Genomic DNA, 24,854 nt, shown 5'->3' on the forward strand with positions numbered 1-24,854 from the left:
TTTGGCCGGCGTTTGGGTGCCTGTCCGGCCGTTCTGCGACTTAACACTCGATGGCGTTGACGGCCAGCCCGCCCTTCGAGGTTTCCTTGTATTTTTCCTGCATGTCGCGGCCGGTATCGCGCATGGTGCGAATTACCTTGTCCAGCGAGATAAAGTGCTCGCCATCGCCGTGGAGCGCCATGCGCGCGGCGTTGATGGCCTTGACCGAGGCAATCGCGTTGCGCTCGATACAGGGCACCTGCACCAGCCCGCCGACCGGGTCGCAGGTCAGCCCCAGGTTGTGCTCCAGGCCAATTTCGGCGGCATTTTCCACCTGGTCGACGTTGCCGCCGAGTACCTCCGCCAGGCCGGCCGCCGCCATGGCGCAGGCCGACCCTACCTCGCCCTGGCAGCCGACTTCGGCGCCCGAGATCGAGGCGTTTTCCTTGCAGAGTATGCCGATGGCGCCGGCGGTGAGCAGAAAGTTGACCACGTCGTCATCGCTGGCTTCGGGCTCAAACTTGAGATAATACGCCAGCACCGCCGGGACAATGCCCGCCGCGCCGTTGGTGGGCGCGGTTACCATGCGCCGCCCCGCCGCGTTTTCCTCGTTGACCGCCAGCGCAAAGAGGTTGACCCAGTCCATCAGCGAAAACGTGCTCACGATCAGTCCCGGATCCTGCGGCTGCTCGAGCTGCTGATGCAGCTGGTGCGCTCGGCGGCGCACATTCAGCCCGCCGGGTAGGTTGCCGTCGGCCTCCAGCCCCTTGTCGATGCTGTCGCGCATGGCGGACCAGATTTGCAAAAGCGACTCGCGGATGTCCGACTCGCTGCGCCAGGTGAGCTCGTTGGCCATCATCAGCTGGCTGATGGACATTTCATGACGCCGGCACAGCGTCAGCAGCTCAACGGCGCTGGTAAACGCATGCGGCAGCGCGGTGGTATCTTCATCGCAGCCGCCGCGATCGGCGGTCGCCTGATCCACGTAAAACCCGCCGCCCAGCGAATAGTAGGTGTTGGCGGCGACCTGACGCTCGCCGCTCCAGGCCACCAACTGCATGGCATTGGGGTGAAACGGCAGGCAGCTGTCGTCCCAGCGGATATCGTCCCGGCGTGAAAAGGCGAGTGCCTGGCCGTGGGGCAGCGTCAGCGGCTCGCCGCTTTCCAGCGCTTCCAGCCGGGCATCAATGCTGTCGGGATCAATCGTTTCGGGGCTTTCTCCGGCCAGCCCCATGATCACCGCACTATCGGTCCCGTGGCCCCGTCCGGTCGCGGCCAGCGAGCCGCGCAGCGTCACTTCCACGCGGTCCACGCCGGCATCGGTCAGGGCATGAGAAAACTCCTGAGCTGCGCGCATCGGGCCCACGGTATGCGAGCTTGACGGGCCAATCCCGATACGAAACAGGTCAAATACGCTAATCGCCATTTGTCCCCTCATGAGTTGCAGATGAGTATCACTGTCATGTTGTCGTGCACAACGCAGCATAACGCGATAGTATGACATTCATAGACGAATGTTTAACTTCCGGCCGCAACGTCTCCAGCGGTCACGCGATCCAGGACGCCACATGCCATCTCCTTCTTCCTCTTCTGCCGGCTCCGGTGCGCTCGTACTGCGCACACTGGTTTATTTTATCGTTACCGGGGCGATTGCCCAAATCGCTCTGCTGGAGGCCCGCTATTTGCCCGAGCTCCGCTTTTCAGAGCTGGGCCTGACCGAGCTGACCCAGTCGCTGGTGCTGGCCAGCGGCTGCGCCATCCTGCTGTATGTCCGCCAGGTGCTCAAGGTCTGGCCTTACGTCACCCTGCTGCTGCTGGCTTTTCTCGCCGCTTCGCTGATTCGCGAGCAGGATGCGCTGCTGGATCATTACGCCGGCCGGCACGTATGGAAAGTGCTGGTTGCCCTTGTCGTGCTGCCGAGCATTACCTGGGTACTGGTTCACCGGCGCCGTTTCAGCGCCGAAATGGCCGAATACAGCGGGAGTTTTTCGCTGGGACTGTTCAGTGCCGGCCTGCTGACGACCTATGCGTTTTCGCGGCTGTACGGGCGCAAGATATTCTGGCAGGCGGTCATGGGCGACGGCTACATGGGCAGTGTCAAAAGCATGGCCGAAGAAGTTGTCGAGCTGTTGGGCTACAGCCTGATCCTGTTTGCCATGATCGAACTGCTACTGCTGGCTCGGCGCCTTCATCGCGACCGCCAGCAGGCCGCCATGCCCGGCTGACCGGGCTCATTTGCTCCTTAAAACGTAAAGCCCGCCGGTGCATGCACCGGCGGGCTTTTTACAGGGCACGCTGCGCGACGCGCTGTGCAGCGTGAGAAACCGACTCGTGTGGGAAACCTACTCGTCGAGGAAGGAACGCAGCGGTTCGGAGCGGCTGGGGTGGCGCAGCTTGCGGAGCGCCTTGGCCTCGATCTGACGGATACGCTCCCGCGTTACGTCAAACTGTTTGCCCACCTCTTCCAGCGTATGGTCGGTGTTCATGTCGATGCCGAAGCGCATGCGCAGCACCTTGGCTTCGCGCGCGGTCAGGCCGCCCAGCACGTTGCGCGTTGACTCGACCAGACCCTCGCCCGTCGCCAGGTCAATGGGCAGCAGCATGGTGCTGTCCTCGATGAAATCGCCCAGGTGCGAGTCGTCGTCGTCACCGATGGGCGTCTCCATGGAGATCGGCTCCTTGGCGATCTTGAGCACCTTGCGCACCTTGTCCTCGGGCATTTCCAGGCGCTCGCCCAGCTCTTCCGGCGTGGGTTCGCGGCCCATTTCCTGCAGCATTTGGCGCGAGACGCGATTCAGCTTGTTGATGGTCTCGATCATGTGCACCGGGATACGGATGGTGCGCGCCTGGTCGGCGATCGAGCGGGTAATCGCCTGACGAATCCACCAGGTCGCGTAGGTCGAGAACTTGTAGCCGCGGCGGTATTCGAACTTGTCGACCGCTTTCATCAGGCCGATGTTGCCTTCCTGAATCAGGTCCAGAAACTGCAGCCCGCGGTTGGTGTACTTCTTGGCAATGGAAATCACCAGCCGCAGGTTGGCCTCGATCATTTCCTTTTTCGCCCGGCGCGCTCTGGCTTCGCCGATGGACATCTGGCGGTTGACTTCCTTGAGCTCGCCAACGCTCAGGCGCACCATGTTTTCTTCAAAGGCAATCTTGCGCTGGGAGCGAGCGATATCCGCGCGCAGCGGCTCCAGCCGATCGGCGTAGCGCGGCGAGGCTTGCTGAAATTCGCTCAGCCAGTCCTTGCGCGACTCGTTGCCCGGGAACGACTTGATAAAGGTCTTGCGCGGCACTTTGGCTTTTTTCACACACAGCTGCATGATGGTCTTTTCATGGGCACGCACCTGCTCGATGCTGACGCGCACCTGCCCCACCAGACGCTCAAAGTGCTTGGGCACCAGCTTGATCGGCGAAAACAGCTCGGCGAGCCGCGCCTGACGGGCCCTGAGCTCGTCACTGCCGGCACCGTATTGCTCGAACGCAGCCTCGACTTCGGCGTTGACTTCACGGATTTGCTCGAACCGGGCGCGAGCCTCTTCCTGGTCGGGGCCGCCTTCGCTGGCTTCCTCTTCTTCGTCTTCGGCGTCGGGATCATCGGGCACGGGCTCGGGCTCTTCGGCCTCGGCGACGTCGGGAATACCGCCGTCGGGGTCGATAAAGCCGGAGAAAATGTCCGAGAGCCGCCCCGGAGCTTCTTCGTCCTGGGTCGCATCGTAGGCTTCAAGTACCGATGCCACCGCCCCGGGCAGATACGCCAGCGACGACATCACGCCGCGCGTGCCTTCCTCGATGCGCTTGGCAATCTTGATTTCGCCTTCCCGGGTCAGCAGCTCGACCGTACCCATTTCGCGCATGTACATGCGCACCGGGTCGGTGGTACGCCCGACATCGCTTTCCACCGCGGCCAGGGCGGCGACGGCTTCCTCGGCGGCCGACTCGTCCGTGGACTGGTCCGACATCATCAAGGTATCTTCATCGGGCGCGATCTCGACAACGCTGATACCCATGTCGTTGATCATGCCGATGATGTCTTCTACCTGCTCGGGATCGGCAATATCCTCGGGCAGATGGTCGTTGACCTCGGCATGGGTAAGGTAGCCCTGCTCCTTACCCCGCGCGATCAACTCCTTCAGACGTGACTGCTGCTGCGCATTTCCAGCCATAGAAAACCTATCTCGACGAAGAAGAATGAAGCACCTGACGCGCAAGCGACGTAGCCAAAGCGCCCGGAAAGCCGAACAGTATAGCGTTGGCCCCGGTCACGTTTCCAGCGTAGCCTGTTTGCGCGGTCACTGCGGTGTGTTAGCTTGTTTGGTTGGGCCGGCGTCCCGCGTTTGTTGCCTAGATGGTGTTGAAGACGACAAAGTTCAACCCTGCCTCCTGCTTTCCGGCCCCGGCGGAATCACTGCCCCACGGCATGATCGCCTGTCAGCGGCCGGCCGCCAGTTCCATGACCAGGCTGGCCAACCGCTGCTTCTGTGATTTGTCCAGTTTCTCGCCGGCCTGCTCCCGGGCCAGCAGATTGTCGTATTCCTGCCTCGGCGAGCGCGACTGATGCTTGCGCTCAAGGTGCGCCACCAGCCCTTCCAGTTCGGCTTTTCGCGCCTCGCGCGGAATCAACAGCTCCCGGCGAGCAAGCACGGCGAGCGTCTGCCCCTGGGCGCTGCCCTGAAAGTGCGACAGCACCACCTGCGGGCTGGTATAGCGCCCGGCCTGCAGCAGCGCTATCAGCTCTCGGCAGAGCTCGCCCTCGGGGCTGCCCGGCAACCATTCCAGTGCCTGCGGCAGCTCGTCGACCAGGCGCGGCTCGTGGAGCAGCAGCTGCAGCACCCGGCCTTCGGGCGACAGCACCTCGAGCGCCCAGCGCTCCGCTGTTTCATCCGGCTCGCCCGCCGAAGGGGGCGGCGCCGCATCCGGAGCAGCGCCGGCCGGAGACGACGGCGCCGAGGTGTCGAGTCGCGCCAGCAATGTCTGCAGCTGCTCCTGACGCAGGCCGCTGCGTTCGGCCAGCTCTTCCAGCAGCAGCGACTGCAACATGCCCCCGGGCACCCGGTTCAGCGCGGCCAGCACATCGCTGGCGAAGCGCTCGCGGCCTTCCACCGTCTGCAGATCCTGACCGCTTGCCGCCTGCTCAAAAAGAAACTCCGACAGCGGCATGGCACAGGTAACGCGGTCGGTAAACGCCTGAGCGCCTTCCCGACGCACCAGATCATCGGGATCGTCACCGTCGGGCAAAAACAGAAAGCGCGCCTCGCGGCCGTCAAGCATCTGCGGCAGCGCGGTATCCAGCGCGCGGCTGGCGGCCTGGCGCCCGGCACGGTCGCCGTCAAAGCAGAACACTACCCGGTTGACCAGACGAAACAGCCGCTTCAAGTGCTCTTCGGTGGTGGCGGTGCCCAGCGTGGCCACGGCGTTGCGCACGCCGAACTGGGCCAGCGCCACCACGTCCATGTACCCTTCGACAATCACCAGCTGATCGAGTTTACCCGGGGCCTTGCGCGCCTCGTACAGCCCGTACAGCTCGCGCCCCTTGTGAAACACCGGGGTTTCCGGCGAATTCAGATACTTGGGCTTTCCGTCGCCCAGCAGCCGGCCGCCAAAGGCCACGGTACGCCCGCGCAGATCGCGGATGGGAAACATCACCCGATCGCGAAAGCGGTCATAGGTACGCCCGCTGTCTTCGCGGTGCACCAGCAGCCCGTACTCGACCTGCACCGCATCGCTGACACCACGCTCGCTCAGGTGGCGCCTGAGCGCCTCCCAGCCGTCGGGGGCATAGCCGATGCCGTAGGCGTCGATGACCTCGGGCGACAGGCCGCGCTCCTGCAGATAGTTCCGGGCGCCGCTGCCTTCCGGCATGACACGGCGCTCGCGATAAAAGCTCGCGGCCAGCTCCAGCAGGTTCACGCCCTGCTTGCGCTTCTGTTCGCGCTGCCGAGCGTGTGGGTCGTCGGCGCCTTCGCGCTCTACCTCCACTCCCAGGCCGGTCGCCAGCTGTTCCACCGCCTCGGGAAACCCCAGCCGCTCGTATTCCATCAGAAAGCGCAGCGCATTGCCGTGAGCACCGCAGCCGAAGCAGTGATAAAACTGCTTGTCGGCACTCACGGTAAACGAGGGCGACTTTTCCTGATGGAAGGGACAAAGACCGGCGTGGTTGCGTCCGGCCTTTTTCAGCTGAACCCGGGCGCCGACAATATCAACCACGTCGACCCGGGATAGCAGGTCATCGATGAAATGCTGGGGAATACGGCCAGCCATGAGCTATCTGCCTCCGACCGCCACGGCGCTGGATAAATCCCGGCCTCCGGTAATAGCACGGCATAACGCCCTGGCATTACCACAGTCCGCTGCCCCGATACCGGTCAAGTGTCCGACCATGCCCGGAGCCGTTTATGCCCGGGGAATGCGGGACGACAATTTCCCGTACGCCATGAAAAAACAAACGGCCACCGGACCGGCGGCCGTTTGCTGTCCTTCCAGGCAAGAGCGGCCGGAACGGGCGCTCTTGCCGTACGGATCAATAGAGCCGTTCGAACCGCTTGCGTTCACGCTGAAGCTTCTTGGCGTGACGCTTGACTGCGGCAGCTGCCTTGCGCTTGCGCTCGGCCGTCGGCTTTTCGTAGCTTTCACGACGACGAACCTCGGACAAAACGCCGGCTTTTTCACAGGAACGCTTGAAACGACGCAGCGCGACGTCAAACGGCTCGTTATCACGTACTTTAACAGAAGGCATTAAGCACTCACCTACCTTAAGGAGTCTTGAGTTCGGATAGTCCGTTCATGCCCAAGGCGCGCTGAGCACCACTGTGCACGATCGGTTTTTTTACAGCGCACCGTATTCTAGTCGTCGAGCGGTATTTTTGCAACTGACAACCAGGTGCAGCCTCAACGCCGTTGCGGGAAAATGCTAGACTCCCGGCTCCTGTAAATGACCTCTACCTTGAACCGGACGGGAAAACGCTCGCTATGCGCGTACTGGGCATTGAAACATCCTGCGATGAAACCGGCGTAGCCGTTTACGATACCGCGCTCAGCGGCGGCGATGGCCTTCTGGGCGATGCCCTTTACAGTCAGGTAGCCATGCACGCCGACTACGGCGGCGTGGTGCCGGAGCTGGCCTCGCGGGACCACACCCGCAAACTGCTGCCACTGGTGGAACAGGTGCTGGCCGACGCCCGGATGACCCGCGGCGAGCTCGACGGTATCGCCTATACCGCCGGCCCGGGGCTGGTCGGCGCGCTGATGGTGGGTGCCGCCACCGCCCACGGCATGGCCCGGGGGCTGAACATTCCCGCCCTGGGCGTGCACCACATGGAAGGCCACCTGCTCGCGCCGATGCTGGAAGACGACGCCCCGGCGTTCCCCTTTGTCGCGCTGCTGGTATCCGGCGGGCATACCCAGCTGGTAGAGGTACAGGGTCTGGGCGAGTATCGCCTGCTGGGCGAGTCGGTGGACGACGCCGCCGGCGAAGCCTTCGACAAGACCGCCAAAATGCTCGATCTACCCTACCCCGGCGGCCCCCACGTCGCCAGGCTGGCCGAACAGGGCGACCCCGCGCGCTTGCGCTTCCCCCGGCCGATGACCGACCGCCCGGGGCTGGACTTCAGCTTCTCGGGGCTCAAGACCCATACCCTGACCGCCATCCATAAGCTCAACGCCGCCGGCGAGCTCACCGAACAGGGGCGCGCTGACGTGGCCCGCGCCTTTGAAGACGCCGTGGTGGATACCCTGACGATCAAATGCCGCCGAGCGCTGGATGACACCGGCCTCAAGCGGCTGGTGGTGGCCGGCGGCGTCAGCGCCAACGCCCGCCTGCGCGAAGGCCTGGCCAAGGCCTGCGCCAAACGCCGGGCCGCCGCGTTTTATCCGCGCGGACGCTTTTGTACCGACAACGGCGCGATGATTGCCTACGTGGGCGCCCAGCGCCTGGCCGCCGGGGAACGCGATACCCCTGGCCAAATGCAGGCGACCCCGCGCTGGCCACTTGAGCAGCTGCGCGCCCCCGCCGGCGCTGAGACGGAGTCCCCCACGCCATGACCGACCGTATCGTGATCGAAGCGCTGGAAGTGGACACCGTGATCGGCGTTTACGCCTGGGAGCGTAGCGTTCAGCAACGCCTGAGCCTGGATCTCACGCTGGCCACCGATATCCGCCCCGCAGCGGCCACCGACGATCTGGCGCTGACGCTGGACTACGCGGCCGTCTGCGAGCGCATCCAACGCTTTGCCGCCGACCACTGCTTTGAGCTGGTGGAAACCTTTGCCGAACGGCTGGTAGCTACCCTGCGCGAAGCGTTCGGCATTGCCGGCATCACGCTGACGCTGCGCAAGCCCGGCGCGGTACCGGCAGCGTCAAGCGTAGGGCTTGAAATAACCCGGGGCAGTTTTGCCCCGCCGGCGCCCGAAAAAGGCGAAGCCCGGACGTGAGCGAGCCGCGACAGATACTGCTGGGGCTGGGCAGCAACCGCGACGCCCTCGCCAACATCCGGCGCTGCCTGGCCGCGCTGGAAGCCCGCTTTGGTGCCATACAGGTTTCACCGGTGTATCAAAGCGAGGATATACAAAGTATCGATATAGAAAGCACCGGGGCGAACCGCCCCGATGCGGGTTCGGCGTCTGTCTTTCACAATATGGCGGTGGCGCTTTTCAGCGACGCCGCGCCAACGGAGATAAAAGCCTGGTGCATGGCGCAGGAGCGTGCTCAGGGCCGCCTGCCGAAAAGCGCCGGGGCAACCACCCATCCCATCGATATTGACCTGCTGGCCGTGGGCGAGCTGTGCGGCGAGTTCACCGGCCCCGGCGGGCGGGCTTTTGCCCTGCCGCATCCGGATATCACCGCGTACGCCTTTGTGCTCCGGCCGCTCGCCGAGCTGGTGCCCCGGGCGCACCACCCCCGTATCGGCGAGACCTACGCCGAGCTGTGGGCAAGCGCGCGGGCCACGGCCTCGCCGCGGCTGACGGCGATCTGCTTGCCCAGCTCGGCCCCTTTATAGCCTTCCGCCATGAGCGTCTGCGGGCTGACCGCCGCGGCCTGATCAAAGGCCTGCTCAAGCGCTGCGTGCTTCTCGGGCGCGAGCACTTTCACCAGCGCCAGCTGCGCCCGCGCGCGTTCGGGGTTGCGCCAGCTGTCCTGGCCGTTCAGCCAGGCCATCACCGCCGCAACGGTCAGCGGCGCCTCTACCAGCCTTGCCGTAGCGGCGCTGTAGCGGGCCAGCTGTGCCACGGCCCGGGGCAGCTTAAGGCGCTCGGCGAGACCAATGCGCGCCTCCTCCTCCAGCGGCGTGACCAGGCGAGCGTAGCGCCAGTGGGCCAGCGCAAAATCCGGCCAGTCGGGCAGCGTCTGAATGGCCTCAAGGCAGGCGTCGAGGCTCGTATCCGAGAGCTCCGGCCACCAGGCGTCGAGCGCTCCGCACTCCTCCAGCGCGCGAAAATAGGCCTCGGGACGCGGCTCGCCCAGCGCCTTTTCGCTTTCCGTCCACACGCGTTCGGCGGCAAGGTGGGCCAGCTCGCCGCTTTCGCTGACGGTTTGCATCAGCGCGCGAGTCTCGGCGGCGATGGTAAAGCCGAGCTCGGCGTAGCGGGCGAGAAAGCGCGCCGTGCGCAGCACCCGCAGCGGGTCTTCGCTGAACGCCGCAGAAACGTGGCGCAGCCGGCGGCGTTCGATATCGTCGCGGCCGCCGTAGGGGTCCACCAGGGTGCCGTCCGGCGCCTCGGCGATGGCGTTGACCGTGAGATCCCGGCGCACCAGATCGTCTTCCAAAGTGACATCGGGGCTGGCGTGGACGCTGAAGCCCGAGTAGCCGTGGCCGGCCTTGCGCTCGGTGCGCGCCAGGGCGTATTCCTCGGCGGTTTGCGGGTGGAGAAACACGGGGAAGTCGCGGCCCACGGGCTTGAAGCCTCGCTTGCGCATGGCGTCGGGCGTGGCGCCGACAACCACCCAGTCGTTGTCCCATACCGGGCGGCCCAGCAGCGCATCGCGCACCGCACCGCCCACGCGGTAAACGTCCAGTCCGGCTTCCGGGGCGCTATCACCTGCCCGGCTCATCGCGTTGTCTCCTCAACCAGACCGGGCACCTGGATACGACGGCCGCTTTCCAGCTCCAGCGCGGTAAGCGTACCGCCCCAGGCACAGCCGGTATCCAACGCCCGAGCGTCCACCTGCGCGCCCGGCGTCCGGCCTTCCAGCGCCGCCCAGTGGCCGAACAGCAGCGTGGCGTCATCGTCGCGGGGGTAGCAAAACCAGGGCCGAAAACCTGCCGGCGCGCTATCCAGGCCGCGCTTGCCGGTAAAGTCCAGGTGCCCCCGGCCATCGATAAAGCGCATGCGCGTCATGACGTTGACAATGCAGCGCAGCCGATCCATCCCCTCCAGTTCGTCGCGCCAGCGGCGGAGCTCATCGCCGAACAGTCGGGCCAGAAAATCGCCGGACCGGTCGCCGGCAAGCGCGGTTTCCACCTCGGCGGCAAGCGCTTCCGCCCGGCTGAGGCTCCACGCCGGGATAATGCCGGCGTGGGTCATCAGGGTATTGCCCCGGCGTACGGCCAGCGGCTGGCTCTGCAGCCAGTCCAGCAGGGCGTCGCCGTCGGCGGCATGGGCCACTGCCGCAAAGTCGCTGCCGGGCTTGAGGTGGCCGCTACGGGCGGCGACCAGACAGTGAAGGTCGTGGTTGCCCAGCACGCAGCGCACCGAATCGCCCAACGCTCGGGCTTCGCGCACGCAGCCCGGCGAGTCCGGCCCGCGGTTGACCAGATCGCCCACCAGCCAAATTTGATCTTTGGCCGGATCGAACGACAGCGTTTCCAGCAGCGCGACAAAGGCATCACGGCAGCCGTGCAGATCGCCGATAACGTAGGTGCTCATACGGCTATTCCTGCCCGTCCGTACCGGCCGTCTCCCCCGGCGCGCCGGCCAGGTGGTTGGCCAGGCGAACAAACTCGCCAACCCTGACGGTTTGCGGCCGACGACTCGGATCGATGTCCAGCGTTTCCAGCGTCTCGGCGCTGACCCGGCCCTTGAGATTGTTGCGCAGGGTTTTACGCCGCTGGCCGAACGCCTGCTTGACCAGATCAAACAGCAGCGCGGGATCGTCGGCCGGGCACGGCAGCTTGGCATGGGGCGCCAGACGGACAATCGCGGAATCCACCGCCGGGCGCGGTACAAAGGCCTCCGGCGGCACGTTAAACAGCTGCTCCACCCGGCAGTAATACTGCGCCATCACCGACAGCCGCCCCCAGTCCTTGCCGCCGGGCTCGGCCGACAGCCGCTCGACCACCTCTTTTTGCAACATGAAATGCATATCCGCCACCGCGCTGCCTTCGCCGAGCAGATGGATAATCAGCGGCGTGGCGATGTTGTACGGCAGGTTGCCTACCACGCGCAGCGGCTCACCGTCGCCCTTGAGCTCGGCAAAATCGATCTTCAGCGCGTCGCCTTCGTGGATCACCAGGCCCGGGTAGTTGAAAAACTGCACCCGCAGTCCGGGAATCAGATCGCGGTCGAGTTCGATAACGTCCAGTTCACCAACGGCGTCCAGCAGCGGCTGGGTCAGCGCTCCCTGGCCGGGGCCGATTTCCACCAGACGCTCGCCGGCGCGCGGCTGCACGGCATCGACAATGCCGCCGATAACGCCGGTATCCTGAAGAAAGTTCTGCCCGAAGCGTTTACGGGCACGATGGTGAGGCATTGATGGCATGAAGCGAGATTCCGGGATGAGGAGAAAAGTCAGCGTCGGCGCGATTCAGCCCGCGCGCTGTTGGGCGAGCTGATGCGCCAGCGTCACGGCTACGCCCAGGCTTGAAGGCGATGCCTGGCCGGTGCCGGCCATATCCAGCGCGGTACCGTGATCCACCGAGGTCCGCACCAGCGGCAGGCCCAGGGTAATGTTGGCCGCGCTGCCAAAGCCGGCGTATTTCAGCACGGCCAGCCCCTGATCGTGGTACATGGCCAGCACCGCGTCGACGCCGGCCAGATGGCGCGGAGTGAATAGCGTATCCGCCGGATAGGGACCGCGCAGATCCAGCCCCTCGTCGCGCAGGGCCTCCAGGGCGGGAATCACGACGTCGAGCTCTTCGCGGCCCAGATGACCGTCCTCGCCGGCGTGGGGATTCAGCCCGCACACCGCGATACGCGGCGTAGCGATGCCGAACTGATCGCGCAGGTCGGCGTGCAAAATCCGCGCCACACGCTGTATACAGCCGGCGGTCACGGCATCGGCCACCTCGCGCAGCGGCAGATGGGTCGTCGCCAGCGCCACACGCAGCGCCGAGGGGCCGGCATAGTCTTTGCGGGTGGCGTGCAGAGCATCGTCGGTGGCCAGCAGCATGACGACGTCTTCAACGCCGCAGGCGTCGCGCAGCCATTCGGTGTGGCCGGTAAAGTCCGGGTAGCCGCCTTCGATGATCACGCCCTTGTGCAGCGGGGCGGTGGTCATGGCGGCGGCATGGCCGTCACGGCAGGCATCCACGGCCATCTGTAGCGTTTCCAGTACGTAGTCGGCGTTGGCCGGTTCGGTCACGCCCGGCGTACAGGGCGCCCCGAGCGACACCGGCCACACCGGCAGGACGCCGGCACCCTGCGCCAGCGGCTCGCCGGGGCGGCAGGGTACCGGCGTGACGGCCAGCCCCAACCGAGCGGCACGCCGGGCCAGCATCGCCGGGTCGCCCACCGCGACGCTCGCCGCCGGCAGGGTGCCGTTTGCCGCCAGCATCAGCACCAGCTCGGGGCCGATCCCCGCCGGTTCGCCGGTGGTGATGGCCACCGGCAGGCAGGGGGCAGCGCGGGTTGCGGCCGGCATACGGGCGTCCTTACAAGCGGATATCAACAAAGGCCTGCGAGCGAATCTCGCGCTGCCAGGTGTCCATCTCTTCGTTGGCGCGACGCTGGAACATGGCCTGACGGGCCTGCTTGCGCCGCTCTTCCTGATTCACGCGCTGGCGGCGCCGCTCTTCCACCTCGATGAGGTGAAAGCCGAACTGCGAGCGAACGGGCTCCGAGACCTCGTCAACCGACAGACCCTGCATGGCGTCTTCAAAGGCGGGTACGGTCTGACCCGGGCGCAGCCAGCCGAGCTCGCCGCCGTTGAGCGCGCTGCCGTCGTCATCGCTGAGCTCCCGGGCCACCGCGGCGAAGTCGTCGCCCTGCGCAATGCGCCGACGGGTTTTCTCCGCCAGCGCCCGGGCTTCATCCTCGCTGCGTTCGGCGTTGACTTCGATCAGGATGTGCCGAGCCCGATTCTCCACGATGACGTTGCCGCTGCTGCCCTGCTGATCCAGAGTGCGCTCCACGTCGCGCTTGCTGATCGACACGCGCTGACCGATCTGGCTCTGCTGTACCTTGCGGATCAGCATTTCCCGGCGCACCTGCCGACGCACCTGCGCCAGGCTGCTGCCGTCCTCTTCCAGCTGGTCGGCAAACGCCTCCAGGCTGAGGCCGTTGGACTCGGCGATACCGCGCAGCTGCCGATTAAGGCGGGTATCGTCCACGCTCATCCGGGCATCATCGGCCATCTGCAGCTGGATTTCTTCCAGCACCATGCGGTCCAGAACCTGTTGCTCCATATCCGACCGCGCGGGCAGCGCACCGCCGTCGGCCTTGCGGCGAATACGCTGAATGCGGTTATCCAGTTCGCTGCGCATGATGGCGCTGTCGTTGACGACCGCGACGATATGGTCCAGCGGCTGGCGCTTGGCGCCCGCCGCCGATGCTTCCTCAACCGCTGAGGCCTTATCCGGCGCGGGCGCGGCGTTGACGGCCGATGGCATGAAGGCAGCGCCGGCCCCCAGGCACAGCGCCAGGGTGCCGGAGAGCACCAGGCGGCCGGCGCCCTTGCCGGACAGGGCGGTAACCGGCGCGGCGGGTAAGCGGTTGGTGCGCATTGTGGCGCGCAAAAGCCGGGGCGTTGTCGTCGTCATAGCACTTTGATCTCTTGAAAGGGTCCGCACCGGCCTACAGCGCCGGCGGGCGATAGCCCGGAATGGTACGTTCAAAATAGCTGTCGGCATCCTGCCCCGCGCCGCCAAGGCCGTGGAGGACAAAACGCAGAAACAGCCCGCGGTCGTTGAAGTCGTCGCCGACCCGCGCGGTGTCGTTGTCATCCACCCAGCGGCGCCACACAGCCTGGATTCCGTAACAGCAGCTGTTCCACTGCACACCGGCCAGCTGTTCGAGGGGGCGATGGTTGGTCTGATCGTGCAGGTAGCGGCCGATCAAATCAATCGCCGGGCTCGCGTTCCAGGCGAAGGACAGATCCCACTCCTCGCGGTCGTAGTCATGGTAGGCGTCGTCGCCGGGCTCCAGCCCCGGATCAAAACCTTCGATTTCCCAGCGGTAGCCCAGGTTCATCACATGCCCGTCCGGATGCCGGTAGCGCAGGTCGACACTGGAGCGTTCGGACACATTGCGCTCGTCATCGTAAAGCCACTGGGCACCGGTGCTCCAGCGCGAATTGATCTGCCAGTCGAGCTGAGTCACCACCGGCGAACGATCGCGCGTTACCTGATAATAGCTTTCCGGGCTGGCATAGGCGCTGTCCTCGGGCATCGGGGCATCGTCTCGGCCGTCCAGCCCCACTCGGCGATCCTCGAAATACAGGCTCTGGCCGATGCCGGCGGAGACTTTTTCGCGCCCGCTTTCATCTTCGAGCAGGCGGGTTTGTACCCCGTAGGAGAGACGATTCAAATCGCCCACGCGGTCTTCCCCGGAAAAGCGGTGCGGCGACCACAGCTGCGACCACGAAAAGGGGCGCTCGCGGCTGTCAAATTCGGGCAGGTCGCGCTGATCGGTACGCGGCACAAACGCATAGTTGAGACGCGGCTCGAGGGTCTGGCGGTAAGCATCGTCCCCCAGCGACAGCTCGCGCTCGAAGGTCAGACCGGCATCGACCGACGTGACCGCGACGCTGCGCGTCGGTTCGGTATCCCGTGACGTATCCAGACGACCGTAATCCAGCGAATAGGCGGTATTCCACAGCTCGGTTTTGGGCTCAATATAGCCCCAGGGCCGCTCGAAGCGCGCCCCGAGTGTCGGCGCCAGGTGCAGCCGCCCGCCGGTCGCCGCTTCGCGCCGGGGCACCTGGGTTTCGTCCACGTCACGCCAGAAATACGCGGCCGAGGAATGCCACTCGCCGTAGAAGCCGTGGCCCAGCTGCCAGCGGGCGTCGGCGGTGAAGGCGGGCAGCCGGTAAAACGGCTTATCCTGATCGCTCAGCGGATCATCCAGGCGCTGATACCCCTGCGCCCGGGCGTCCAGCTGCCAGGTCTCGCCGCGGTAGTCAATCTGCGCCAGGCGCTCCATGCGGTTGCGCTCGCTTTCACCGAAATTGCCGCTGAAGTCGTTGAAATAGCGCCCGTCGCTGGCCGCGCCGTAGCGCAGCCGATAATCGCTGCGCGAACTGACACGGCCGGTATGCCGGGCATCAATATACCAGCGGTCGTCGCCTTCGTAGCGATTGGCATCACCGCCGGAGCCGCCGCGGTCATTGCCGAGCCAGGCGCCTTCGACACTGCCCTTTCCGTTATCCATGAGGTAGCGGTACTCGCCCCCCAGCAGCAGACCCCGGTCGCTGACCCAGCGCGGGGTAATGGTGGCATCGCGATCGGGCGCGATGTTCCAGTAAAACGGCTGGGCATAGTCCAGCTGGTCGCTGGAAAAGCCGATCGTCGGCGTCAGCAGACCGGTGTGGCGGCGATCGTCGATGGGAAAACGCAGCCACGGCGAATAAAAGACCGGCACGTCCTTGACCTCCAGACGCGCATTCCGGGCGGTACCAAAACCGCTGGCCTGATCCAGGCGAATGTCACTGCTTACCAGCTGCCAGGTGTTGGCCCCTGGCGCGCAGGTGGTAAAGCTGGCATCGTGCAGACGATACTGCTGCTCGCCGGTTTGCTCGAGCCTGTCGGCCTGACCGCGCAAGCTCTCGTCGTAGAGCACGTAATGGCTGTTTTCGACTTCGCCGCGGTCGCTGTTCAGCGACAGCGTGGCTTCGCTGCCACGCACCAGAGCACGGCCGTCGCGCAGGGCCAGGTCCCCCCGCGCCTCGACCCGTTCGCGGTTGGCGGGTACGAAAATGCGCTCGGCTTCCAGCTGGGTGTCACCGCGTCGCAGCACCACGTCACCGCGCAGCAGCGCTTCGCCGTCGGTCGAATAGTTCGATTCGCGGGTAGCAGCAGTCAGTTCCCGAGGGTCGCGGTTGGCCGGCAGGCGGTAATCCGGCATGACGTAGCGCCCGCCGCAGACATGCCCGGCGGCCTGTTCATCGTCCCAGGGCTGCCAGTCCAGGGCTTCGGCCGGCAGCATCTCGCCGTCCGCCTGCACCGGCAGCACCGCCCCCATCAGCAGCATGGCGGCGAGCGTCGGCGTAATTGGCGCGGTGCGCATCAATCGCTTGCCCATCTTCATTATCCTTGGCGTCGAGAAGGCGTATTATACAGCCCGCATGATGCCCGACCAGCAAGGAGCTTGCATGTCCCCCGACCGGTTTGATGCCCTGATTCGCTGGGCAGCCGCGCATATCGGCCTGGCGCCGGAAAAAATGGATGTACCTACCGTAAGCGGCGACGCCAGCTGTCGCCGCTACTTCCGTCTGAGGCTTCCCGATGGCAACAGCCGCATTGTCATGGATGCCCCGCCCGAACAGGAGGACAGCCGCCCCTTTGTGGACATGGCGCGGCGACTCGCTGCCGCCGGCCTGCCCGTGCCCGTGGTTCACGCGGCCAGCCTCGCGGACGGCTTTCTACTCCTGGACGATCTCGGCGACACGCCACTCCAGACGCGGCTGACCCACGAAACCGCCGTGCTGGCGGAATACGACGCGGCTCTCGAATTGCTCGCCGAGCTGCAAAACCGCGTCGCCCCCGACAGCCTGCCGGCCTACGAGACAACACTATTGAACCGCGAACTGGCGCTGTTTCCCGAATGGTGCCTGCGTGCCTGGCTGGGCATCGAGGCACCGGACGGCTGGGACTCATTGTGCCGAACGCTGCTTGACCAGGCGCTCGCCCGGCCGACCGTTACCGTCCATCGGGACTTCGATGCCATGAACCTGATGTGCCACCGCGACACACTCTACATGATCGACTTTCAGGATGCCGTGGCCGGCCCGCCGAGCTACGACCTGGTGTCACTGCTGCGCGGGCGCTACTGGCGCCTGACGCCCGAGCAGTTTGCCCGCCTCACCGGGCAGTTTTACCGCCAGGCCCGCGCCGATGGCCGGCTGCACGGCCATATCAGCGAGAGCGCTTTTCTATACCAGGCCAATGCGGTGGCCGCCCAGCGCTCGCTCAAGGTACTGGGAATTTTCTGCCGGCTGACGCTGCGCGACGGCAAAAGCGGCTACCTGGCGCGGCTGCCCCATTTCCTCGACCATCTGGCCGATAGCCTGGCGGCACTGCCCGAGCACCGGAACATCGCAGGCTGGGTCGACACCACGCTGCGCCCGGCGATCTTGAAGCAGCTGACCGCCAGCGAGGCGCCGACATGAAAGCCATGATTCTGGCCGCCGGGCGGGGCACGCGCATGCGCCCGCTGACCGACACCTGCCCCAAGCCACTGCTGACAGCCGGCGACAGGCCGCTGATTGAGCATCACCTGCAGCGGCTGGCAACGGCCGGCATCAGCGAAGTGATCATTAACGTCAGCTACCGCGCCGAGCAGATTGTTCGCGCGCTGGGCGATGGCCGGCGCTTCGGTCTGTCGATCCGCTACAGCCGCGAGGCCACCCCGCTGGAAACCGGGGGCGGCATCCAGGCAGCGCTGCCGCTGCTGGGAGACGCGCCGTTTCTACTCGTCAACGGCGACGTCTGGTGCGATGCGCTGCCCGAGCCGAGCGCGCTGCATGACGGTGACCTGGCGCACCTGCTGCTGGTAAATAATCCCGACCATCATCCGACCGGCGATTTTGCCCTGAGCCAGCGCCGGGTCAGCGCCTCGGGCTCCCCCCGGCTGACGTTTTCCGGTTTGAGCCTGATCGATCCGGCGCTGGTCAAGGATCAACCAGCCGGCGCCTTTGCCCTGGCCCCGCTGCTCAGGGCCGCCATGCAGCAGGGGCGCGTCAGCGGCGAATCCTTCAGCGGCCGCTGGATCGACGTGGGAACCCCCGAACGGCTGGCCGAACTGGATGCACATCTGCAAAGCTGATGAACCCAATCAATCGCTACAAATCCACGATGCAAACGGAGAATGACATGCAAGCACGGGTAAAATGGACCGACGGCCGCCAGTTTCTGGCGGAATCCGGCAGCGGGCACAGCGTCGTCATCGACGGCCCACCCGACCACGGCGGACGCAATACCGGCGCGCGCCCCATGGAAATGCTGCTGATGGGCACCGGCGGCTGCAGCGCCTTCGACGTGCTGAACATTCTCGAAAAGGCCCGCGCCGATGTCACCGACTGCGTGGCCGAGGTCAACGCCGAACGCGCCGACACCACGCCATCGGTGTTCACCCGGATTCACCTGCACTTTATCGTCACCGGCCGCGCGCTCAGGGAAAAACAGGTGCAGCGTGCCGTGGAGCTGTCCGCCGACAAATACTGCAGCGCCTCGATCATGCTGGCCGGCGGCGGTGTCGACATCACGCACTCGTTCGAGATTATCGCAGCCGACTGAGCGCCAGGCGCAGGTCAGTAAACGCTCGCCTCGCCTTCGGGGCGGGTCTTGAAACGCCGATGAAGCCACAGGTACTGCTCGGGCTGCCGACGAATCGCCTGCTCGATAATGGCATTGATACGCGTCGCATCGGCGACATCATCGCCGGTGGGGAAATTCTCCAGCGCGGGCAGCGCTTCGAGGGTATAGGTGGCGTTATCCGGGTTGCGATGAAACATCAGCGGGACCACCGGCGCGCCGGTCATGCGGGCAATTTTCGCCGTGAGCTTGATGGTCGCCGCCTGGTGGCCAAAAAACGGCGCGAACACGCTGGCCTCGCGGCCGAAATCCTGATCCGGGGAATACCACACGGCATGGCCGGCCTTGAGCCGCCGCACCACGCCGCGCAGATCGTGGCGATCAATCGTCGCGCCAAAAATGCGCTGGCGTGCACGGGTCATGAAGCGCTCGAACAGCGGGTTGTCGTGGGGCCGGTACACCGCATCGGCGGGGAAAAACAGCGAGTGCAGGGCGCCGCCCATATCCAGCGTCGAGAAATGAATACCGATAATCAGCACGCCCTTGCCCTGCGCCCGGGCACGCGCCATGTTGTCCTGCCCCAGATACACCGCACGATGGCGCAAGGCGTCGGGGTTGGTACACCAGGCGGTAGCGGTCTCGATCAGCCCGATCCCGTTGGCGATAAACGCCTCTTTAACCAGTCGGCGCCTGTCTTCGGCGCTTTTTTCGGGAAAGCACAGTGCAATGTTGCTGGCCGTAATATCCCGACGCCGCCGGGCAAAACGCCACGCCAGCCGACCAATGCCGCTGCCCAGCCACATTTTCAGCCGCCACGGCAGCCGCGCCGCCGCGTGCATGGCAGCAATCGCCAGCCAGGTGGGCCAATAGCGCGGATGAGCAAACGAGCGGGGATACTGCGATTTTGCCATTGAAAGTTAAACGCCTGTAGAAAATCCTGACGCTGCGCATCAGCGATGCGAGCAGAACGCCGTGTTGACATCAGGGAGCCGGCGCGGGCTGCCGGAGCGAATCGTGATAGCGCCGTGGCACCCGGGGCAGCACACCGGTGAGCAGCGTATAGCTGATGGTATCGCAATGACGCGCCACCTCATCCACGGATAGCACCGCGCCGTTTGTCGCCCGGCCCCACAGGACCACTTCGCTGCCGATGTCGACGCCGTCCAGGTCGGTCACGTCGACAGTCAGCATGTCCATGGACACCTTGCCCGCCAGGGGCGCACGCTGACCGTTGACCAGTACCGGGGTGCCGTCGGCCGCGTGGCGATCGTAGCCGTCGCCGTAGCCGGCCGCGACCACCGCAATGCGTGTGGGTCGATCGGTACGAAAGCGGCCGCCGTAGCCCACCACCTCGTCGGGGTCAATGTCGCGCAGGGCGATCACCGCCGAGCACAGCGTCATCACCGGTGCCAGCGATGCCGATACGGCATTGCCCTTTTCCAGCGGATCACTGCCGTAGAGCATCACCCCGGGCCGATTGAACGCCGCGTGGGCATCCGGATGGGCCAGGGTGGCCGGCGAATTCGCCAGGCTCAGGGGCGCGCCCAGCCGCCTGGCCAGATCGTGCACGCAGGCCAGTTGGCGAGCGTAATGCTCGCTGTGGCGGGCATCGGCGGTGGCCAAGTGGCTCATCAGGTGCAGCTCACCCGCCTGGGGCGCTTCGCGCAACATCGCCCAGGTGCGATCGGCCTCGTCGGGCGTAAAGCCCAGCCGATGCATGCCGGAATCCACCTTGAGCCATACCGGAATCGGCGCGTCCGGGGTGAACGCCAGCAGCGCGTCCAGCTGCCAGCGGCTGTGCACCGCCATCCACAGGCGATAGGCATCCACCGCCGCCAGCTCATCGGCGCTGAAGATACCCTCCAGCAGCACAATCGGCGCCTCGATGCCGCCGTGGCGCAGGACGAGAGCTTCTTCCAGGCTGGCCACGGCAAATGCGGGGGCATGGACTTCCAGCGCCCGGGCACACGCCAGCGCGCCGTGACCGTAACCGTCGGCCTTGACCACCGCGACGGACCGGCTTTGCGGGGCACAGTCACACGCCAGGCGGTAATTCTGCCGCAAGGCATCAAGGTCAATATGGGCGATCAGCGGGCGCATGGGAGGTTCTCGACAGGTTGACGCGGAGAATCAGCAGTGGCGTCAACTTTCAAAAATGGATTCAAGTGAAAGCCCTTGTTTTTCCAGCAATCGGCGCAGTTTCTTCAGCGCCTCGACCTGAATCTGGCGCACGCGTTCACGCGTGAGGCCGATCTCGGCGCCGACGTTTTCCAGGGTGGCCGCATCGTGGCCGCGCAGGCCAAAGCGCCGCACAACGACCTCGCGCTGTTTGTCGTTCAGCGACTCCAGCCAGTGATCGACGTGCTCCTTGACGTCGCCGTCCACCAGCGACCCCTCGGGGCCGATCTCATCGTTGTCGGCCAGGGTATCCAACAGGGGCTTGTCGCTGTCGCCGCCGACGGGATAATCCACCGACGATACCCGCTCGTTGAGCCCGAGCATTTTCTTGACCGTGGCGACCGGCTTGTCCAGATGCTCGGCAATTTCCTCGGCCGTGGGTTCGTGGTCAAGCTGCTGGGTCAGCTCGCGGGCGGCACGCAGGTAGATATTGAGTTCCTTGACGACGTGAATCGGCAGGCGAATCGTGCGGGTCTGGTTCATCAGCGCCCGCTCGATGGTCTGACGAATCCACCAGGTCGCATAGGTGGAAAAGCGGAAGCCGCGTTCAGGATCAAACTTTTCCACCGCGCGAATCAGCCCCAGGTTGCCTTCCTCGATCAGGTCCAGCAGCGTCAGCCCACGATTGAGATAGCGCCGGGCAATCTTGACCACCAGCCGCAGGTTGGACTCGATCATGCGCGAGCGCCCCAGGGCGTCCTGCTGGCGCGCCAGGCGGCCGTAGTAAACCTCTTCGTCGGGGGTGAGAAGCGGCGAAAACCCGATTTCATCCAGATACATCTGGGTCGCATCCAGACTCTGGTGGGGGTTCTGCGACCGGTTTTCGCGCCCCAGGGCCTTTTCAAAGGCATCGTCTTCGGCGGCCGTCTGCTTTTCATCCAGCTCGCTTAGCGCTTCTTCCACCTCATGCAGGTCGACGTCCTGCAGCTCCTGCTCCAATGTGCTCATCGCTATTGCTTCCCCCTGAACCCACCAGTCGCTTTCCGGCCCGGTTGCGGCCCTGTTCCGGCGCTTGCCACGCTGGACAAGGACGCTGCGCGGTTACGCACGCCGACCGGGTGAAAAAGCGGGATTGTTGGCGAGCCGGACAGCTCGCCTTGTTGTTGTATGTCCGGGTTGTTGCCTGTTGGCGCCGCTGACCGGCACCGTCAGCCGTGCGTCGGGCACGGCTGTCAGGGGCGCAAAGTACGGTTCAGCGCGAAGGCAGATACGTCATCGGGTCCTGAGGCTCGCCGTCCTTGCGCACTTCAAAATGCAGCTTGACGCTGTCCGCATCGCTGTCGCCCATGGTGGCAATCACTTCTCCCGACCGGATGACGTCGTTTTCGCTGACGTTGAGGCTGTCGTTGTGCGCGTAGGCAGACAGGAAACGGTCGTTGTGCTTGAGCAACACCAGCTTGCCGTAGCCGCGCACACCGCTGCCGGCATACACCACGATGCCGGGGCCGGCCGCCTTGACAGACTGCCCCTTTTCCCCGGCGATATCAATGCCCGCGGTGATACTGCCCTTCTCGTCAAACTGCGCTGCCAGCTTGCCGTCAGCGGGCCACTGCCACTCGATATCCTCGGCGGGCTCGTAGCTGCGATCCTGCCGCTGTTTTCCGGTGTCGCCGGCCGCGGCGGTGTTGTCCGCCTTGTCCCGGGAATCCGCTCCGGCAACCCCGGTCTTGTTCGACGCTGGGTTATCGGTCTCGCTGCCGGTTTCGCTGCCTTTGTCATCGCTGCCGGCATCCGCTGATGCGGTACCGTCGGCGCTGCTTTTTTGATCCTTGGATGTGTCACCGCCGGCTTTATCGTCGTCTGCCGTGTCTGCCGGCTCGTTGGGCAGCAGCCAGTCAACCTGCTGAGAGTCGCTACCGCCCTGCCCGGCAGACTTTTGCCCCTGATTGAGGCCGGCGGCCACCGCACCGCCGGAGACCGCGGCGGTTTGCGTCCGGTTTGCCTCATCGCTGCCGTTCGGCTCAATGCCGCCCGGCTGCAGGCGAATTTCCTGGCCCGGATAGATGTTGTACGGCGCGTCAATATCGTTGATCTCGGCCAGATCGCGATAGTCGCGGTTGTGCTCCCAGGCAATACCGTAGAGGGTATCTCCCGCCTTGACGGTGTAAGACGGCACACTCTCGGCTACCCCGGGGGTATCGCTCAGATCACGCACTTCGGGGCGGGAATCCTGCTGGTTGGCGCAACCGGCAATGGCCAACGCCAGCACCGACATCACAAAAATCCTGCGCATGGGACTATGTCTCCTGTTATTCCGCGCTTGTTGGGGTAGCGTTTGATGTGGAGCGAAGCGTGCGGCGTTTGGTCTGGCGATGCAATGCCACCACCAGCACCGCGCCGACCAGCATCAGCGCCAGCACGCCCAGTGTCTGCGCTGACCCACCGATCAGCGTGGCGTAGTCGCCGGGCAGCAGATAACGGTGCGCCAGCGGGATCCGCTGCCCGTCCGGGCCCAGCTGGTAGCGTACCAGCTCGCGCCAGGGCCAGAGAAGCGGCAGCGCGCCGAGGATAAACCCCAGCAACAGCTGCATGGTGGCCGCATGATAGCGATCCAGCAGCCATGATAACAGGCGCGAAAACAGCATGATCCCAACGACACAGCCGCCCCCGAACAGCGCCATGACCTGAAGATCGAGACCGCGTACGGCCTGCATGACCGTGCCATAAAGTCCCATGGTCAACAGCAGAAAGCTGCCCGAGACGCCCGGCAGCAGCATCGCACCAATCGCTATACTGCCGGCCAGCACCAGCGCCAGCGACGAGCTGCCGACCTGGAGCACCAGCGGCATCAGCGACGGCAGCGCCTGCGCCAGCCACAGCCCCAGCCCCAGCGCTATCAGATAGCGCCACTTGAAACGCTCGCGGGCCTCATTGACCACCAGCGCCGAGGCCGCTACCAGGCCGAAAAAGAAGCCGTCCAGCAACAGCGGCCAGGTATCCATCAGCCAGACGGCAAGATGGGCAACGCTAAAGGCAGCCAGCGCTACCCCGGCCAGCAGCGGGATGAGAAAGGCCAGATTCAAGTGGCGACACAGCCCCGCCAGCCCCTGGCGCCGCCAGACGCCCAGCGCCCCGGGGCCAAAGCGGCGCAGGGTGTGAATCAACTCGGTATAAAAACCGCTGATAAAGGCAATGGTGCCGCCGGAAACACCGGGCACGGCATCGGCGGCGCCCATACCCGCGCCGGTCAGAAAAACACGCCATGTGCGACGCTGGCCCCCTGGTAAGCTCACGGCATTATCCTGTTCCATAAGTTTATCCTGTGCCTTGCACGACGCCTTCGAGCAGGGGCACAAAGCGCACGGGTTCAAGACGCTGCTGCTCAAGGGTATGGCCGTGGCGGCGCACCCGGGTCAGCCACTGCTCGCCGTCGGCCGTTGCCAACGGAGCAATCAGCACGCCACCATCGCTGAGCTGTTCCAGCAGCGCCGAGGGCAGCGCGGAAGCGCAGGCGGTCAGCAAAATAACGTCAAAGATTGCCGCACCGGGCCAGCCCCGGCGACCGTCGGCGGCGCGCAGCCGTGCCGGCGCGCCCAGCGACTCAAGGCGCCGGGCCGCGCGCTGATACAGCGCCGGAATCCGCTCCACGGAATGCACGCCGGACACCAGCCGCGACAGAATCAGCGTCTGATACCCCGAGCCGGTTCCCAGCTCCAATACGCGCCCGGGCGCTTCTCGATGCACCAGCTCGCTCATCCGGGCCACGGTGACCGGCCGCGACAGCGTCTGGCCAAAACCCAGAGGCAGCGACGTATCCTCATAGGCGCGATGCGCCAGCGCCTCATCCACGAACAGATGACGCGGTTCTTCCGCCATGACCGCCAGCACGCGCTCGTCGACAATGCCCTGATCCGCCAGGCGTTCCACCATGCGGTCCCGGGTTCGCTGCGAGGTCATGCCCCGGCCGCGCCGTGCCCGATGGGTCATGTCAGACGCCAGCATCCGAGCCGTCCCGGGTGTGGTGGCAAAAGCGTCTCATGTATCTTTCCTTACCCAACATTCGTCCTTGCCCAAAATTTCGTCCTTGTTCAGTATTCATCGTTGTCCAACATCCGTCTTTGTACACATCCGTTAA

23 protein-coding genes are annotated in these 24,854 nt (G+C 65.1%); 7 read left to right on the plus strand and 16 right to left on the minus strand.

Annotation, left to right across the window (positions count from 1 at the left end):
- Positions 1-40 precede the first annotated feature (40 nt).
- Positions 41-1,405 (minus strand): L-serine ammonia-lyase, encoded by a 1,365-nt coding sequence (locus tag C793_RS0110880; protein ID WP_017430974.1) that lies wholly within the window; start codon positions 1,403-1,405, stop codon positions 41-43.
- 142 nt (positions 1,406-1,547) lie between these two features.
- On the opposite strand from C793_RS0110880, the gene C793_RS0110885 reads away from it, so the two are divergent.
- Complete coding sequence (locus tag C793_RS0110885) at positions 1,548-2,204, plus strand: hypothetical protein (RefSeq protein ID WP_017430975.1); 657 nt, start codon at positions 1,548-1,550, stop codon at positions 2,202-2,204.
- Positions 2,205-2,321: 117 nt separating this feature from the next.
- On the opposite strand, the gene rpoD is transcribed toward C793_RS0110885, so the two are convergent.
- From rpoD to rpsU, 3 genes are all read right to left on the minus strand, one after another.
- Positions 2,322-4,145, minus strand: a complete 1,824-nt coding sequence (rpoD, locus tag C793_RS0110890) for an RNA polymerase sigma factor RpoD (protein WP_026106251.1) — start codon at positions 4,143-4,145, stop codon at positions 2,322-2,324.
- A gap of 265 nt (positions 4,146-4,410) precedes the next feature.
- Positions 4,411-6,240 carry a DNA primase gene (gene dnaG, locus C793_RS0110895; RefSeq protein WP_017430977.1) on the minus strand — a complete coding sequence of 610 codons (1,830 nt, stop codon included), beginning with the start codon at positions 6,238-6,240 and terminating at the stop codon, positions 4,411-4,413.
- Between the two features lie 259 nt (positions 6,241-6,499).
- Positions 6,500-6,715, minus strand: a complete 216-nt coding sequence (rpsU, locus tag C793_RS0110900; RefSeq protein WP_017430978.1) for a 30S ribosomal protein S21 — start codon at positions 6,713-6,715, stop codon at positions 6,500-6,502.
- A gap of 233 nt (positions 6,716-6,948) precedes the next feature.
- Here rpsU and tsaD point away from each other — a divergent pair, with 233 nt between their 5' ends.
- From tsaD to C793_RS13895, 3 genes are read left to right on the plus strand one after another with little or no spacing between them, the layout of a single operon-like run.
- Positions 6,949-8,019: a tRNA (adenosine(37)-N6)-threonylcarbamoyltransferase complex transferase subunit TsaD gene (gene tsaD, locus C793_RS0110905; protein ID WP_017430979.1), complete on the plus strand. Its 1,071-nt coding sequence runs from the start codon at positions 6,949-6,951 to the stop codon at positions 8,017-8,019.
- Positions 8,016-8,408: a dihydroneopterin aldolase gene (gene folB, locus C793_RS0110910; RefSeq protein WP_017430980.1), complete on the plus strand. Its 393-nt coding sequence runs from the start codon at positions 8,016-8,018 to the stop codon at positions 8,406-8,408. Before tsaD ends, folB begins: the two co-directional genes overlap by 4 nt.
- A complete protein-coding gene (locus tag C793_RS13895; protein WP_017430981.1) occupies positions 8,405-8,974 on the plus strand; it encodes a 2-amino-4-hydroxy-6-hydroxymethyldihydropteridine diphosphokinase in 570 nt (189 codons plus the stop codon). Before folB ends, C793_RS13895 begins: the two co-directional genes overlap by 4 nt.
- Here C793_RS13895 and C793_RS0110920 read toward each other — a convergent pair.
- The 6 genes from C793_RS0110920 to C793_RS0110945 are packed head-to-tail and all read right to left on the minus strand — an operon-like array spanning position 8,890 to position 16,370.
- Positions 8,890-10,026, minus strand: coding sequence for a tRNA nucleotidyltransferase/poly(A) polymerase-related protein (locus C793_RS0110920; protein ID WP_017430982.1), 1,137 nt, complete (start codon positions 10,024-10,026; stop codon positions 8,890-8,892). The two genes, C793_RS13895 and C793_RS0110920, sit on opposite strands and share 85 nt — an antisense overlap.
- Positions 10,023-10,841, minus strand: coding sequence for a symmetrical bis(5'-nucleosyl)-tetraphosphatase (locus C793_RS0110925; protein WP_017430983.1), 819 nt, complete (start codon positions 10,839-10,841; stop codon positions 10,023-10,025). Before C793_RS0110925 ends, C793_RS0110920 begins: the two co-directional genes overlap by 4 nt.
- Positions 10,842-10,845: 4 nt before the next feature.
- The gene (gene rsmA, locus C793_RS0110930) at positions 10,846-11,673 is read right to left on the minus strand and encodes a 16S rRNA (adenine(1518)-N(6)/adenine(1519)-N(6))-dimethyltransferase RsmA (RefSeq protein WP_026106252.1); all 828 of its coding nucleotides are present in this window, start codon (positions 11,671-11,673) and stop codon (positions 10,846-10,848) included.
- 45 nt (positions 11,674-11,718) lie between these two features.
- Positions 11,719-12,774, minus strand: a complete 1,056-nt coding sequence (gene pdxA / locus C793_RS0110935) for a 4-hydroxythreonine-4-phosphate dehydrogenase PdxA (RefSeq protein ID WP_017430985.1) — start codon at positions 12,772-12,774, stop codon at positions 11,719-11,721.
- 10 nt (positions 12,775-12,784) lie between these two features.
- On the minus strand, positions 12,785-13,891 hold the full coding sequence (locus C793_RS0110940; RefSeq protein ID WP_245550223.1) for a peptidylprolyl isomerase: 1,107 nt from the start codon (positions 13,889-13,891) through the stop codon (positions 12,785-12,787).
- 34 nt (positions 13,892-13,925) lie between these two features.
- On the minus strand, positions 13,926-16,370 hold the full coding sequence (locus C793_RS0110945) for an LPS-assembly protein LptD (RefSeq protein WP_017430987.1): 2,445 nt from the start codon (positions 16,368-16,370) through the stop codon (positions 13,926-13,928).
- Between the two features lie 70 nt (positions 16,371-16,440).
- On the opposite strand from C793_RS0110945, the gene C793_RS0110950 reads away from it, so the two are divergent.
- The 3 genes from C793_RS0110950 to C793_RS0110960 are packed head-to-tail and all read left to right on the plus strand — an operon-like array spanning position 16,441 to position 18,583.
- Positions 16,441-17,457 (plus strand): aminoglycoside phosphotransferase family protein, encoded by a 1,017-nt coding sequence (locus C793_RS0110950; protein WP_017430988.1) that lies wholly within the window; start codon positions 16,441-16,443, stop codon positions 17,455-17,457.
- On the plus strand, positions 17,454-18,113 hold the full coding sequence (gene murU / locus C793_RS0110955) for an N-acetylmuramate alpha-1-phosphate uridylyltransferase MurU (RefSeq protein ID WP_017430989.1): 660 nt from the start codon (positions 17,454-17,456) through the stop codon (positions 18,111-18,113). Before C793_RS0110950 ends, murU begins: the two co-directional genes overlap by 4 nt.
- Before the next feature lie 47 nt (positions 18,114-18,160).
- Positions 18,161-18,583 (plus strand): OsmC family protein, encoded by a 423-nt coding sequence (locus C793_RS0110960; protein ID WP_017430990.1) that lies wholly within the window; start codon positions 18,161-18,163, stop codon positions 18,581-18,583.
- A 14-nt stretch (positions 18,584-18,597) separates the two neighbouring features.
- On the opposite strand, the gene lpxL is transcribed toward C793_RS0110960, so the two are convergent.
- The 6 genes from lpxL to C793_RS0110990 form a co-directional block, all read right to left on the minus strand.
- Positions 18,598-19,512 (minus strand): LpxL/LpxP family Kdo(2)-lipid IV(A) lauroyl/palmitoleoyl acyltransferase, encoded by a 915-nt coding sequence (gene lpxL, locus C793_RS0110965; protein ID WP_017430991.1) that lies wholly within the window; start codon positions 19,510-19,512, stop codon positions 18,598-18,600.
- Between the two features lie 70 nt (positions 19,513-19,582).
- Complete coding sequence (alr, locus tag C793_RS0110970) at positions 19,583-20,701, minus strand: alanine racemase (protein WP_017430992.1); 1,119 nt, start codon at positions 20,699-20,701, stop codon at positions 19,583-19,585.
- 42 nt (positions 20,702-20,743) lie between these two features.
- Positions 20,744-21,727 (minus strand): RNA polymerase sigma factor RpoS, encoded by a 984-nt coding sequence (rpoS, locus tag C793_RS0110975; RefSeq protein WP_017430993.1) that lies wholly within the window; start codon positions 21,725-21,727, stop codon positions 20,744-20,746.
- Between the two features lie 244 nt (positions 21,728-21,971).
- A complete protein-coding gene (locus C793_RS0110980) occupies positions 21,972-23,012 on the minus strand; it encodes a peptidoglycan DD-metalloendopeptidase family protein (protein ID WP_017430994.1) in 1,041 nt (346 codons plus the stop codon).
- 16 nt (positions 23,013-23,028) lie between these two features.
- Positions 23,029-24,030 (minus strand): DUF368 domain-containing protein, encoded by a 1,002-nt coding sequence (locus C793_RS0110985; RefSeq protein ID WP_017430995.1) that lies wholly within the window; start codon positions 24,028-24,030, stop codon positions 23,029-23,031.
- Positions 24,031-24,034: 4 nt separating this feature from the next.
- A complete protein-coding gene (locus C793_RS0110990) occupies positions 24,035-24,721 on the minus strand; it encodes a protein-L-isoaspartate(D-aspartate) O-methyltransferase (protein ID WP_017430996.1) in 687 nt (228 codons plus the stop codon).
- Positions 24,722-24,854 lie beyond the last annotated feature (133 nt).

Origin of the sequence: Vreelandella jeotgali Hwa, from assembly GCF_000334215.1 — a bacterium.
GTDB classification, from domain to species: domain Bacteria; phylum Pseudomonadota; class Gammaproteobacteria; order Pseudomonadales; family Halomonadaceae; genus Vreelandella; species Vreelandella jeotgali.